The organism is Pseudoalteromonas piratica (assembly GCF_000788395.1).
Classification (GTDB): Bacteria; Pseudomonadota; Gammaproteobacteria; order Enterobacterales; family Alteromonadaceae; genus Pseudoalteromonas; species Pseudoalteromonas piratica.
The window spans coordinates 2,512,147-2,527,346 of the sequence record NZ_CP009888.1 but is presented as its reverse complement, the minus strand read 5'-3'; the positions used below and the strand labels follow the sequence as shown (position 1 = coordinate 2,527,346).

At 37.8% G+C, this 15,200-nt stretch carries 10 protein-coding genes; 9 read left to right on the top strand and 1 reads right to left on the bottom strand.

Annotation, left to right across the window (positions count from 1 at the left end; genetic code table 11):
- Positions 1-6: 6 nt before the first annotated feature.
- On the bottom strand, positions 7-528 hold the full coding sequence (locus OM33_RS11750; RefSeq protein ID WP_199922449.1) for a hypothetical protein: 522 nt from the start codon (positions 526-528) through the stop codon (positions 7-9).
- Positions 529-643: 115 nt separating this feature from the next.
- Between OM33_RS11750 and OM33_RS11745 the strand changes: the two genes are divergently transcribed.
- From OM33_RS11745 to OM33_RS11705, 9 genes are all read left to right on the top strand, one after another.
- Positions 644-862: a helix-turn-helix domain-containing protein gene (locus OM33_RS11745; RefSeq protein WP_038641938.1), complete on the top strand. Its 219-nt coding sequence runs from the start codon at positions 644-646 to the stop codon at positions 860-862.
- Positions 863-970: 108 nt separating this feature from the next.
- Positions 971-1,837 carry a WYL domain-containing protein gene (locus tag OM33_RS11740; protein WP_038641936.1) on the top strand — a complete coding sequence of 289 codons (867 nt, stop codon included), beginning with the start codon at positions 971-973 and terminating at the stop codon, positions 1,835-1,837.
- A gap of 51 nt (positions 1,838-1,888) precedes the next feature.
- Positions 1,889-4,321, top strand: coding sequence for a type I restriction-modification system subunit M (locus OM33_RS11735; protein WP_038641934.1), 2,433 nt, complete (start codon positions 1,889-1,891; stop codon positions 4,319-4,321).
- A 2-nt stretch (positions 4,322-4,323) separates the two neighbouring features.
- The gene (locus OM33_RS22055) at positions 4,324-5,619 is read left to right on the top strand and encodes a restriction endonuclease subunit S (RefSeq protein WP_052140990.1); all 1,296 of its coding nucleotides are present in this window, start codon (positions 4,324-4,326) and stop codon (positions 5,617-5,619) included.
- Positions 5,620-5,631: 12 nt separating this feature from the next.
- On the top strand, positions 5,632-7,212 hold the full coding sequence (locus OM33_RS11725; RefSeq protein ID WP_038641932.1) for a DUF262 domain-containing protein: 1,581 nt from the start codon (positions 5,632-5,634) through the stop codon (positions 7,210-7,212).
- Entirely contained in the window at positions 7,205-9,250 is a 2,046-nt protein-coding gene (locus tag OM33_RS11720; protein WP_052140989.1) for a DUF262 domain-containing protein, read from the top strand. Before OM33_RS11725 ends, OM33_RS11720 begins: the two co-directional genes overlap by 8 nt.
- Positions 9,251-9,252: 2 nt before the next feature.
- A complete protein-coding gene (locus OM33_RS11715) occupies positions 9,253-12,294 on the top strand; it encodes a type I restriction endonuclease subunit R (protein ID WP_038641930.1) in 3,042 nt (1,013 codons plus the stop codon).
- The gene (gene zorA / locus OM33_RS11710; RefSeq protein WP_234402694.1) at positions 12,212-14,449 is read left to right on the top strand and encodes an anti-phage ZorAB system protein ZorA; all 2,238 of its coding nucleotides are present in this window, start codon (positions 12,212-12,214) and stop codon (positions 14,447-14,449) included. The genes OM33_RS11715 and zorA overlap by 83 nt, the downstream gene beginning before the upstream one ends.
- Before the next feature lie 2 nt (positions 14,450-14,451).
- The gene (locus OM33_RS11705; RefSeq protein ID WP_010363026.1) at positions 14,452-15,195 is read left to right on the top strand and encodes an OmpA/MotB family protein; all 744 of its coding nucleotides are present in this window, start codon (positions 14,452-14,454) and stop codon (positions 15,193-15,195) included.
- Positions 15,196-15,200: the final 5 nt, after the last annotated feature.

Below are 15,200 nucleotides of genomic sequence, written 5' to 3'. Positions count from 1 at the left end.
TTATTTTTACTGCTTATTTAACGTTAAGTTTTCTATAGCTCTTATACTTCCAAGTAGCTTACTGTTATGCTCCCTAATTAGATTGTATTTGGGCTGTAATGTTGTACAAAGCTCAGGAAATTTGTTGCATAGTTGTTTGTACTCATCAGCTTCTCCAAGGCCAGACAACAGTTCATTTTTATAATGAGCAAGACGTTCAATTAGTTGTTTGTTGATAGTTTCATCTGCACCTGATGAATTGCCAGGATTTACAGTTTTGTATTCTTCCCTGAAATCTAACTCATTTGGATTAAAGTACTCTGTCTTCACAAAAGTCGTGATAGTTTTCTTTTTAGATATAGACTTTCTAAGCCAACCTTTTTTCACCAGTTTCAATAGCTCTGTATACACAAAGCGACGCGCATTATTTGGATCTAAACTCGGGTCTCCTTTCATTGCTAAATAAGCAGTTCTTAACTCTACAGCAGTAAAGTGATTGACATTATCTAGGGAAAGTATGTTGCCAACGATGTTGTCTATCTTCATCACAAAAATACCTAAATTAACCATAAAGATGTATATAAGCATCAAAATGATTATTTTATGCGGTCGAGTGGGTTTAGGCAATATGGCATATTTGTTCATTTAATCTTAAGGCTATTAAATGAATGAAATTGCGGAAGTTTTAGGGAAAAAAATTAAGTTGCTTCGGATTGAAAAAGACTTCACTCAACTAGATCTGTCATTTAACGCCGGGATAAACAGAACTTATCTCGGAAAAATAGAAAGAGGAGAAGTCAATCTAACCATAGATAAACTTAATAATATTGCTAATGCGTTGGGTTGTAAGCCATCTGATATATTAGCTGCGGTTGGTATGTAGTAATAGTCTATGTGTTATTTTAATGATGCTATCAAAATGATTGCTTCTAACAACTTAATCATGTAACTTTATAATTAATAATCATAAAAATCACTTATGAATTACTAGATGGATTTAGAAAAACTAAATTATGCACAACGCGAGCGCCTTGCGTTTATTGATTTTTGCCTGCAATTTATAGGGCAAATAGCGCGTGCAGATCTGATCAATCACTTCAAAACAGGCCTTGCTTCATGTTCTCGAGACCTGACGCTATATAGAGAATTAGCGCCTAATAATCTTGAATTAAAACACGAAGACAAACAGTACTATCGTAAAAACGAATTCCAGCCTCTATTTACTCATAACCCTGAAGCCGTTTTGAACAGCCTTTGCAGAGGTTTTGGCGATGGTTTATCGAATGGTTTACACCCTTCAAGTCATTGTTTTGATGCAACTCGTTTGATACACCCTGATTCAAATGTAATTGCGACTTTAATGCGTGCGATCAATAACAAAAAAGCAGTCAGGTGCGATTATGTTTCTCTGTCGTCTGGTGAAAGCCGTAGAGAGATTGTCCCTCACGCCATTGCGAACAACGGTCAACGTTGGCATGTAAGAGCTTTTGATCGTAAAACCCATGAGTTTCGTGATTTCGTTTGTACTCGATTACAAAACGTTTCAGAAATTCACCAGCCAGTAAGTGACAATCAACTCGCAGCAAATGACATCAGTTGGAACATCATTATCAATGTTGAGTTAAGAGTTCATCCATCTGTTAAGCACAAAAAGGCAATAGAGCTAGATTACAACATGATTGATGGTGTATTGCGCATAGAAGTAAGAGAAGCTCTGCTTGGCTACCTTATGCGTCAGTGGAACGTTGACTGTACAAAAAATGCATCTTTAGAAGGTGATGAATATCACCTTTGGCTAAGCAATATAAACGAATTAGAAAGCGTGGCGAGTATGACAATCTCGCCCGGGTACGAATAGAATTTTAAGAATTAACCAAAGCGAAAGAGTCGCTTTATTTTAGGAAAAATCATGGACCACAGCGCACATAACAAATTAGTTTCTTTCATATGGTCAATCGCAGACGACTGCTTGCGTGACGTATACGTGCGCGGTAAATATCGTGACGTAATTCTACCAATGGTTGTGCTTCGCAGATTAGACACATTACTTGAACCAACAAAGGAAGCAGTACTTGCCGAAGTAAAATTTCAGCTAGAAGATATGCAAGCTACAGAGCTTGATGATGCGCCATTAGTGCAAGAGTCTGGTTATGTTTTCTATAACACCTCAAAGTGGACACTCACTACTTTATTTAAAACAGCTACAAACAATCGCCAAATTTTGCTTGCTAATTTTGAAGAGTACCTAAATGGTTTTAGTGATAACGTAAAAGAAATCATCGAGTGCTTCGAGCTGAAAAGTAAAATTCAGCATATGGCGAACAAAGATGTATTGCTCGATGTCCTTGAAAAGTTTATTTCACCTTACATCAACTTAACGCCAAAAGATAAAGAAGATCCTGAAGGTAATAAGCTACCGGCGTTAACAAACTTAGGTATGGGCTATGTTTTCGAAGAGTTGATCAGAAAGTTCAACGAAGAAAACAACGAAGAAGCGGGTGAGCATTTTACCCCTCGCGAAGTTATCGAATTAATGACTCACCTAGTATTCGACCCTATCAAAGATGAGTTACCGCTGACAATTACTTGTTATGACCCAGCTTGTGGTAGTGGCGGAATGCTCACTGAATCAGAAAACTTCATTGCAGAAAAATACCCAGTAGAGGGCACTCAGCGCGATATCTATTTGTACGGTAAAGAAGTCAACGACGAAACCTACGCTATTTGTAAATCAGACATGATGATCAAAGGCAAAGATCCAGAAAATATTAAAGTTGGCTCCACGCTTTCTACCGATGAATTTGTAGGACAGCGCTTTGATTTTTGTCTATCTAACCCGCCTTATGGTAAAAGTTGGGCGAGTGAAGTTAAAAATATCAAAGACGGTTCTGATGTTATCGACCCGCGCTTTATCGTTGAATTAGCGGATTATTGGGGTAATAAATCGAAAGTTGATGCCACTCCTCGTTCAAGCGACGGACAATTGCTATTTCTAATGGAAATGGTCAGCAAAATGAAATCAACGGATGCCAGTCCATTAGGTAGTCGTATCGCTTCAATCCATAATGGTTCTAGCTTATTTACTGGTGATGCAGGCTCTGGTGAATCTAATATTCGTAGATACATCATCGAAAATGACATGCTTGATACCATAGTGCAATTACCAAATAACCTGTTCTATAACACGGGGATCACCACTTATATTTGGTTACTTAGCAATAACAAACCTAAAGAGCGCAAAGGCAAAGTACAACTAATTGATGCTAGCTTGTTATTCAGAAAGCTACGTAAAAATCTTGGTAGCAAAAATTGTGAGTTTTCACCTGAGCATATCGAAGAAATTACTCATACTTACTTAGATACTGCAAATGTCGAGCGCCAATTAAACGACAACAATGATCCTATTGGAATTGCCGCTAAGGTTTTTGATAACCAAGATTTCGGTTACTACAAAGTGAATATCGAGCGCCCAGACAGACGTTGCGCTCAATTTAAAGATGAACTTATAGCACCACTACGCTTTGATAAATCACTTCGTGAACCAATGGAATACCTGTTTAGTGAGTATGGCGACAAAGTATATGAGACAGGCTTCCTCAAAAGTATCGAAAACGATGTTATTACTTGGTGTGATGAAAATGATATTAAGTTAAATACTAAAGCAAAGACTAAGCTGCTAGACATCAAAGTGTGGCAGAAACTTGGAGAGCTTGTAAGTACAGCTAATCAGTTAAAAGTAGTATTTGAAAATCAAGGAATGAATACAGAAAGTAATGATTTTAATCAATTCAAAATTGATGTTGATGTTCAGTTAAAAGCACTTGAAATCAAACTGAGTGCTTCAGAGAAGAAAGCAATTCTCGATGCTGTAAGCTGGTACGATGAAAATGCCATAAAAGTGGTCAAGAAAGTCGTCAAATTCAAACAAGATAAGCTCGATAACCTGTTGCATCACCTTGGTTGTGACGTCACTGATATGGCTGATTTTGGCTATTTTGCTGTTGAAGGCAAGAATTTAGAATTCATAACTTATGAAAGCAATTTGGATTTACGTGACACCGAAACAGTACCTTTGACTTATAACGAAGACAAAGAAACTAGTACTTTTGAAATTCATCAATATTTCCTAGATGAAGTAATTTCGCACATAAATGAAGCTTGGATTAACCTTGATAGCACTAAAATAGGATACGAAATAAGCTTTAATAAATATTTTTATCAAAACAAACCTTTGCGCTCAGTGGAAGAAGTAGCGTCAGAGATTATTAGCTTAGAGCATCAAGCTGAAGGATTGATTGCTGATATTTTAGGAGTTGAAATATCCAAGGTACAAGGAGAGTAGTAATGAGTGAGCGGAGCAATTTACATAGTTATAGCGCATTTAAAGATTCAGAAGTCGAATGGCTAGAAAGGATACCTGAACACTGGGGAATAACAATTGCAAAACATGTATTACGCAAATTAGAGAGACCAAGAAAACGCAATGGAAATACAGTTATTTGCTCAAATCATGGATTTACGAAACTTTCAGGAGATGTAAACCAAGGACTAGTTTCGTTGACACAGCATGACTATCAAGGAGTAAATGAAGGAGATCTTCTAGTACACGGCATGGATGCTTGGCATGGTGCAATTTCAATATCGACGCATACAGGCGACTGCACTTCTGTAGTTCATGTATGTGATAGTAAGCATAATAAAATTTATATCGCTTACTACTTGAAAATGTTAGCTATCAGAAATGTATATAAAGTACTTTCAAATGGAGTTAGGCAAAATACAAGTGATTTTAGGAGTTGGAGCAAGTTTGGCGACATTCAAATCCTTTTACCTCCGATAGAAGAGCAAAATTTAATAGCAGAATTTCTTGATAAAAAGACAAAACAAATTGAAGAAGTGATTTCTATTAAAGAAAAGCAAATTGCATTGTTAAAAGAGCGGAAGGAAATCATTATTCAACAAGCCATATTCAAGGGGATATCGCCTAAAGTTCCGACTAAAAGTTCAAATATAGAGTGGATCGGAGATATACCCGAACATTGGGAGTTACGGAAGGTTAAGCACTTGTTTGAATTGGTTATGGAGGCATCGGAAAAAAATAATGTTCACGAACTTCTTTCTATTTATGCAGCTATCGGGGTTAAACCAAGAAAAGAGTTAGAAGAAAAAGGAAATAAAGCTTCAACTACTGACGGATATTGGTTGGTGAAAAAAGGAGACTTTATAGTTAACAAGTTACTTGCTTGGATGGGAGCCATTGGTTTATCTGAGTATGAAGGCGTGACAAGTCCTGCATATGACATATTGCGTCCAAAATGTGATATGGCACCTTATTTTTATCATTACTTGTTCAGGACTAAACAATGTTCAGCAGAACTTAAAAAACATTCACGAGGAATTATGGATGTTCGGTTGCGTTTGTATTTTGATAAATTTGGAGCGATTTACGTACCTTATCCTCCAGCAAGTGAGCAAAAAGAAATAATTAGTTATATAAATCGGCATACACAGAAACTAGTTCAAGCAGAACAATTGTTTCAGCAACAAATCGAAAAACTCAAAGAATACAAAACCACGCTAATTAACAGTGCGGTAACAGGCAAAATTAAAGTGCCAGAAGTGGATTCAGAATTAAGCTAACAAGGAAGACGTATGTCGGTTGAAGTTGCAAGTTGTACCTTAGCGCAGTTATTCAGTAAACAAAGTATTGTTAGTGCCAATGAAACTGAACTTGTTGGCGAATTAGCGATACCTGAGTATCAACGCCCTTATCGTTGGGGCGAAGTGCAAATAAAAAAACTGTTAAGTGATTATCAGCTTCATTTAGGTGATTTAGCACAAAGTGATAGTGACTATGGGTATTACTTGGGCAGTGTCATATTGCATCAGTCATCAGAGAATGGTCAGTTAAATATTATAGATGGCCAGCAACGGTTAACCACTTTAGCATTGATTGCTTATGTACAAAGTTTGGCTAATCAAGCTAGCGACCAAGGTGGATTTGAATCTAGCTCTTTTGACTCAGGCCCTTTTGAACTTTCTTTAAGCTACGACTCACCAGAATCGCAACAACAAATCATTCAAAATCTTGCTTGGTTACAGGAATACTCAACAAGCAGTAATGCTAGCCAAATTACCACATTTGATGCCAATAAAATCAATCTAACTCTGGTTGTTACTCGCAGTGAAGACGATGCCTACCGTTTTTTTGAAACTCAGAATACCGGTGGTGTTAGGCTAAGTGGCCCAGACATTATTAAAGCTCATCACCTTAGAGCGATTGAGCGGCATAGCCGAAATGAATTTGCGGCTAAATGGGAAGCGCTAGGCGATTTAAATCCCGTTGTTGGGTCATTGTTAAAAGGGCGCTACTGGCAAAAACTATATAACCGTAATGTACCTTCGCACAGGCAACCACATTTAGTAAGAAGCGCTGTAGTTAGTGAACTTGGCGAAAGCACAGGTAAAGGTGATGACATAGCATTTGGACGCTTTGAGCGAGTGTACTTGCCTGATGGTGGTCAAATAGGTAAACAAGCACAACAAGGCTATGAATTAAGGCAGCCTTTAAATAGTGGCATTAATACCATTCATTATTTGAGCTACTTTGAGCAGTTAAGAGCTAAGTATTTAACCTCCGTAATTAATAATAAAAACGTAAAACATAAAAAGGTCACTGCATATTCTTCCACTGACAAAGAAAACACCCTTGCACGCTTTTTTCATTTTTATCATGGGCTTATCTGCCAGCTTGATGGTTGTAGCTATGTAAAAGGATTATACGACACAGCATTGCTTATCTACATTAGTCAATTTGGTGAACAACAATTAGATATAGCTGCGAAGAAACTGTTTCGGGTTATCTACTCGCCACGGGTAAGTAATCAAAAAGCGGTGAGGGAGAATTCTATTTCAGCGTTTGTTCGTGATAATCCTGTACTCGACTGGATTACAGCGAGCTACACACCAAATATGTGTTTTGATTATTTAGATCGTTTTAGCTTTAAAACTGATCCTGCCAACTTAGCCGTTGATAAAAAAAGCGTTAAAAAGCGCTTTATATTTAGCGTATTAAAGCATTTGGGAATAAAGGTTATTGAAGGAGAGTCAGCCCAAGCACTTGCTAACACTTATACTGCAGAGTTGGATGCTTATATCCTTCCTTTAGGCACTAAAACAGTGTCTGTTAATCAGTTGAGCATGAAAGAGAACAATGGAGAGCAACATGGGTAATGTATTTACAAATGAAGCTTATGCAAAAGGAAATCAGCCACCACAGCATCACGTTGAAACTCAAGTGCTCACGCTAAGTTACATTCAAACCAATGAATATCAATTTAGTATACCGAGTTATCAACGCCCTTATGTTTGGCCAGATGAAGCCGTATTAAAGCTATTTAAAGATATTAATGATGCTCGCGTGGCGAAAGAGCCAAACTACTTTATTGGTACGGTGCTTACATCGATAGAGCAAGATGAAGATGGCAATGGAATTTATGAGCTAATTGATGGGCAGCAACGCACCACGACATTAATGCTCATTGCGCTTGCTTTTAAAATGGTAAAAGTTGATTCAGCCATTGCCGATACTGCCGCTTTTAAAAAGCAGCCTAGACTGCAATTTACCATTCGAGACCAAGTGCAGCATTTGTTAGGTAGTTTAGCTGGCCTAGATGAATATGTATTTCCTGGGCTAGAAGCCATTGGTGAAAACCCATATTTAAAGCGCATTTATGCAGCGCTACAGGTATTAGAGCAACAGGTAAAAGCGCTTAAGTATGAAGACCGTATTTTACTAGGTGATTATATTTTTAATCATGTGCAATGGGTGAATAACATTGTTCCACAGCAAATGGATTTGAATCGTTTGTTTGCCACCATGAATACTGCAGGTGTACAGCTTGAGCAAGCAGATATATTAAAATCAAAGCTGCTTAAGCAAATTTCTAATGATAAGCCTTTATTTGATGCTATGTGGTTAGCATGTGAACACATGGAAAATTACTTTGAGCGCAATGTTCGTAAAGTTTTTCCTAACGCTCCGTGGAATGATATTAAAGCAGAGCATTTGGCTTTCTTTGATGAAAAATTATTTGTAAAAAATTCGGGTAGTACTGTGCATAAAAAGGGCTTAACCATTATGCAGCTAGCAGAGCAGTTAAAGGCAGGTGCAGAAAGTAGTAGCGACGAGGGTAAAGATAACAAATTAGACAATGAGCAGGATGCTGGCAGCTACGATTTAGAAGCCGAAACCGTATATTGCCGTCCTATTATTAGTTTCCCATTATTACTTATTCATGCCTATCGCATTTATTTAGCCAACCGTGCAGTTGAGTTAGGCGATGGTACAGACGATGTTATTCCTCGTGTGCATGCTGACAAGTTACTAGAAACCTTTGAACCATTGACCAAAGCTAGTGAAGAAGAAGTAAAAGAGTTTATTAAAACCTTGTGGCAAGTACGTTACCAGTTTGACCGTTGGGTGGTTAAGTGGGTAGAGCGTGACGATAGTGACGACGAGCAGTTGCGTTTAACGTACCTGACAAGAAGCGAATCAAGTGGCAAGTGGTACATTAACCGAACTCAAAAAGAGCTTAACGAATTAGTCATGCTTCAAAGCGTTCGTAACTTTACCGGTGAACGCAGTGCTCAGTATTGGATCACTCCATTTATTGCAGGCTTGATAAAAGAAAATATTACTGAAGATGCACAAGCCATAGCCTTGCTTGAAAAAGTTGATAACGATTTATCATTAGCGGCTGAGTCTGAAACGCAAAAGACAGCCAGCTTTAAGCAAGCCAAACAACAGCAACCCGAAGTTAATTCTTGGCAAACAAACGCAGATTATTTTACTGAAGCGAGAGGAACGAGCTTTGAGCATTATTGGTTTCAAAAACTAGAATACATCTTGTGGAAACAAGAGGCAGATAGGCACCTAGAGCAGTTTAAAAACTATCGTATCACGGCTAAAAATTCTGTTGAGCATGTATATCCACAGCATGGAGAATACCAAAACGTGTTGGAGCGAGACTTTTTGGATGCCTTTGGTAATTTAGTTTTATTAAGCCCTGGGGAAAACTCGTCATATAGCAATCAAGCGGTTAAGAAGAAACTTGTCGATTTTGAAGCAAAACCGCAATATGACTCGTTAAAGCTAAAAGCCATGTTCAAGCTATTAAAAGAGCAAAACGAATGGCAAGAAACACAAATAAGACAGCATCAAAAAGAGATGTTAAGTGCGTTAGCAGCGCATTATGGTGACAAGGAGTAACTATGGTTAGTCAAACAAACGAGCAAGCATTAGAAGCTGCAATAGAAAAAGCATTAACAGGAATTTGCTTAGAAGACATCAAAGCAGGTGTGCAAGAAGCTGCGCCTGATTTTGGCAACAAGTTTTATAAGCTTGGTCAACCGACTGACTTTGACATGCATTATGCGTTAGACACTAATTATTTCTGGCAGTTTTTAGAAAATACTCAAGAAGATGAGTTGGAAAAACTTAAGCGTAATAGCCCTAATGATTGGCAGCGCAAAGTGCTTGAACGTTTTGACAGACTAATTAAAAAACATGGCATCTTGCATCTACTGAAAAAAGGCTTAAGTGTTGATGACGCGCATTTGAACTTAATGTACCCAGCTCCTCTAGCAAGTAGCAGCGACAAAGTTCATCAGAACTTTGCGGCAAATATTTTCAGCGCAACTCGACAGCTTCGTTATTCAAAAGCTAATCCGCTTCAAGAAATAGATATGGTGCTGTTTATTAATGGTATTCCATTGATAACGCTTGAGCTTAAAAATACGTGGACAGGGCAAACAGCGCGATATCATGGTCAAAAGCAATATCGTAATGATAGAGATATAACTCAATCGTTACTGCAATTTGGTCGCTGTTTAGTTCATATGGCGGTTGATACCGATGAAGTGTATATGACCACCAAGCTTGCAGGTAAAAGCACCTACTTCTTGCCGTTCAATAAAGGAAACGGACATGGACAGGGTAATCCGCCAAATACCTCTTCATTTGGTACTGGGGGTCACAAGACAGCATATTTATGGGAAGAGGTATTTGGTAAAGAAAGCTTGGCTAACATTATTCAGCACTTTGTTCGCTTAGATGGCTCAAGCAAAGATGATTTAAAAAAGCGGACGCTGTTTTTTCCTCGCTATCACCAAATGGATGTTGTTCGTAAGTTAGTAGATCATGCCGCCACGCATGGTGTGGGTCAAACCTATTTGATACAGCACTCTGCTGGTTCTGGTAAATCAAATTCTATTACTTGGGCTGCGTATCAGCTCATTGAAACTTACCCAAAATCAGCAGATGTTCCAGGAAGCAGAGGGATCGAACAGCCGCTATTTGATTCGGTGATTGTTGTAACCGATAGAAGGCTTTTAGATAAACAGCTAAGAGATAATATTAAAGAGTTTTCTGAAGTTAAGAATATTGTAGCTCCTGCTTTTAAATCATCTGAACTAAAGTCAGCACTAGAGAATGGTAAGAAGATCATTATCACTACAATTCAGAAGTTCCCATTCATTATTGATGGCATTAGTGATTTAAGTGATAAACGTTTTGCTGTAATCATTGATGAAGCCCATAGTTCACAGTCAGGCTCTGCGCACGACAACATGAACCGAGCGATGGGTAAATCTGAAATCGAAGAGGCTGAGGACGCTCAAGATAAAGTACTTCAGGCTATGCGCTCAAGAAAGATGAGAGGTAATGCATCTTACTTAGCATTCACTGCAACACCCAAAAACAGTACTTTAGAAAAATTCGGGCAGCAGCAAGAAGATGGCAGTTTTAAGCCATTCCATTTGTACTCAATGAAGCAAGCCATTGAAGAAGGCTTTATTCTTGATGTCATAGCGAATTACACTACTTATAAAAGTTACTATGAGATTGAAAAGTCAATTCAGGACAACCCTGAATTCGATACTAAGAAAGCTCAGAAACGACTTCGTGCCTACGTAGAGACTAGTCAGCAAACCATTGATACTAAAGCTGAAATCATGCTTGAGCACTTTATACCGCATGTGGTGAATAGCAAAAAGCTAAAAGGTAAAGCTAAAGGAATGGTTGTCACTCAAAATATCGAAACAGCTATTCGCTATTACAAAGCGATAACTAGACAACTTGATCAGCAAGGCAATCCATTTAAAGCCGTTATCGCATTCTCTGGCACCAAAGAAGTTGACGGAATTGAATATACCGAAGCAGAAATGAATGGCTTTCCAGAAGGAGAGACTAAAGATAAGTTTGATACAGATGAGTATCGTTTGCTAATTGTAGCTAATAAGTATTTAACAGGCTTTGATCAACCCAAGCTTTGCGCAATGTACGTTGATAAAAAGCTAGCGAGTGTTCTTTGTGTTCAAACATTATCTCGTTTAAATCGCTCAGCGCCTAAGCTTGGCAAAAAGACAGAAGATCTGTTCGTACTCGATTTCTTTAATAGTGTTGATGATATCAAAACATCATTTGACCCATTTTATACCTCAACAACGCTCTCTGAAGCTACAGATATTAATGTATTGCATGAGTTGAAAGATTCGATGGATGATGTTGGTGTTTACGAATGGTATGAAGTAGAAGACTTTATTAAGCGTTATTTTAATAATGAAGATGCTCAGACGCTTAGCCCAATCATCGATACGGCTGCTAACCGTTTTAATTATGAGTTAGAGCTGCAAGACGAAGATAAAGTTGATTTCAAAGTAAAAGCTAAGCAGTTCGTGAAAATCTATGGGCAGATGGCTTCAATCATGCCATATGAGATTGTTGCCTGGGAAAAACTGTTTTGGTTCTTAAAATTCTTAATACCAAAGCTGATTGTTAAAGACCCTGATTCTGAAGCGCTTGATGAATTGTTAGAGTCAGTTGATTTAAGTTCCTATGGTCTTCAGCGTGTTAAGTTAAATTACGGTATTGGACTTGATGCAGAAGAAACAGAACTAGCGCCACAGAACCCTAACCCTCGTGGAGCACATGGTGGTGAAGAAGAGCGAGATCCGCTAGACGATATTATCAAGAATTTTAACGAGAGATGGTTTCAAGGCTGGAGTGCAACTCCTGAGGAACAGAAAGTTAAGTTCATCAATATCGCTGAAAGCATTAAACAGCATCCAGACTTTGAAGCTAAGTACCAGAACAATCCAGATCCACATAACCGTGAATTAGCATTCGAAAAAATGCTGAAGGAAGTTATGTTGGCGAGACGCAAAGACGAGCTTGAGCTTTACAAGCTTTTTGCTGGAGATCCAGCTTTTAAAGCATCTTGGATGCAGAGTATGCAAAGAACAGTTAGTTTATAAAAATAATGGAAAACAAGCGGTATTAGTTTTACCGCTAAAAACAAGAATAACAAGTGAATGTCATTTTGTAGGAAATATTATGGAAAAATTAGATTGGTTAGTCCCTGACTTTTTAAGTTTTAGTACACTGAATTTTGAGTCGCAATTGAGTGCTATTTTTGTGGCATTCCTTATGGGAATAACATTTTTCTTTCTTGCCAAATCAGGTAATTCGTTCAGAAAGGCTAAAAAAAGGATAAAGGTCTTAAATGATGCTCTGAAAGGTATTTCAACAGAAAACATTTCATCTAAAAGAAGAGACTTGATTAGCTTTATCACCGAAAAAGATAAAGAGAAAAGTCAGCCTGTAAGACATATCTGGAAAGAATTTGATGAAACACTAATAGAAGTTAAGGCTATTGGTAATGTTCATCTACATAATACGTTTGATGCTTCACATTTTTTCAATACTCACACTCTGGCAAAAGGTGTTACAGATAACAGACTAATTGCTGCTGTACCGGGTTTTTTAACCGCTGTTGGTGTTATAGGTACTTTTGTTGGTCTTCAAATTGGTCTTTCGGAGATGAACATTTCTTCTGATGTCTCAGTTGAAGAAATGAAAGCAGGTGTTTCTGCGGTGATTGGTGGTGCTAAAGTTGCCTTCATGACATCTGTTTGGGGTGTATTGTTAAGTGTTTTATTTAATTTTATTGAGAAATCATTAGAGCAAAGCATTAGAAAAAGAATAAGCATTCTCCAAGATAAAATTGACGATATTTTTCCGCGTTTAAGTCCTGAATCTCAACTTCAAATTATTGCTCATAATAGCATTGAATCTAGGGAGAGTTTACAAGGTTTAGCTGAGCAAATAGGCATTAAAATGCAGGAATCAATGCTAACTGCAACTCGAGGAATCAGTGAAGCATTAGAGACAACGCTAAATGAAATAATGGCGCCTGCTATTAATAAACTCGTGGACGAAACTTCAGAAGGGAATCAAAAGGCGTTAGAGGATTTGTTAACGAAATTTATGGATGGTTTTGGCGCTCAAGGTAATCAACAAAGAGTCGCAATGGAAAATGCTTCAGAAAAAGTTAACGAATCAATTTCTGGTATGAATACCACGATGGAAGCGTTTATTTCTAAGATTGAAGCGTCTCAGCAAGCATCAGGAGAAAGGGAAAAAGAACTTATCTCTTCTATTTCATTGCAAGTTTCTCAATTAGTTGAACAAAGCAATGAGCAAGGTCGTAAGATGACTGAGTTGATGGAAACTCAAATTGGCAGTTTAAATGATGCTTTTGATAGCAGCCAAGCTCGTGCAAAAGAAAGAGAGCAAGAGTTTACGAACAACATTGAACAACAAATTAAGTCGCTAACAGAAGGTATCGCGTCTCAAAGTTCGGTGTTAACTGAGTTTGTTCAGTCACAGATGTCCTCATTAAATGAATCATTTACCAAGCGTGACGAGCAGAGTGCTGCAATATCTGAGCAAAGGAATGCTGCCTTAGAACAGCAAACACAAGCAATTTCAAAATCAACACAAGAATTAGTTTCTCAAATAGAATCAAGCATACAGAACCACAAAACGAGTTCAGAGCAGATTATTGAACAAGGCAAATCACTTCAACAAAGTGTTGAGTCATCTGTATTAGCAAGTGCTAAAGCAACTGATAGTATGCGTGAGTCTGCGACAGAACTTAAATCAGCGGCAGAAAAAATGAGTATATTTGGTTCTCATGTCAGAGATGCCGGAAATAAACTATCTGGTGCCGTTACTGAGGCTATTGAATCAACGAAAGATTTAGCTAGCCAAAATCAAACTACTTCTGAGCGAATGGAGAATTTACGAGAGCAATTGATTGCAGATACAGGGCGTTTCAGAGATTTAGCTGATCAAATAAATAGCATGATCGTTAATGCAGGCAATACTTTTGATAGCTTGAAGTCATCCCAGAAAGAATATTTGTCACAATTACAGAAAAATGTAAATGAACTGGCAACTCAAATGACCAACTTGCTTTCAGACTATGCTGAACAAGCCAATGCTCAGACTAAAGATCATCTGACTATATGGGCTGATTCTTCAACTCAATATGCAACCACTATGAATAATGCTGCAAGAGCATTAGCGGGTGTTGTTGAGGATATTCAAGACAAAGTAGGTGCATAACAATGAAATTTGCATCACGTACACATGTAAAAGTAGATGAAGAGAACCCATACTGGATCTCTTTTTCTGATCTAATGTCGGCATTGCTAGTCATTTTTATTTTAGCTGCTGTGGCACTGATCATTGAACTTACTCAACGAACACAAGATATTGATGCAGGCATTGAAGAGCTTAAAAAAGCAGAACAAGCAAGACAAGATATTTTGAATGAGGTCAGGGAAGAGTTGGCAAAGCAAAATATTAAGGTGGAAATTGCTGATAATGAGACGGTGATTCGTATTCCAGAAGAAACCCTCTCTTTTAAGTCAGGTGACGATCAAATTCCTGAAGATATGGTGGAATCAGTTAAAAGTATCGGTGCAGTTCTTCATTCTGCAGTAATGAAAAATGATCGATTCACTTATTTAGATACAGTATTTGTTGAAGGCCATACAGACAGTGTTCCTATTAAGTTCGGTAAATATTGGACTAAAGGAAATTGGGGTTTAAGTGCTGATAGAGCGATAACAGTTTGGAAGCTATGGAGTGAAGAATTAGTTTTAGAACCAAGCTTAAATGAATTATTGAATCATTCTGAAGAAAATTTATTTTCAGTAAGTGGTTACGCTGCGACTAGACGAGTTGAGTTAGATGAGTCAACACCAGAACTTAGAGCAAAGAATAGACGCATTGATATTAGGTTTACTGTAAAAAGACCTTCGATCGAAGATCTTGAAAAGATAAAACCTAATTACAACAAAAAATAAGTGGT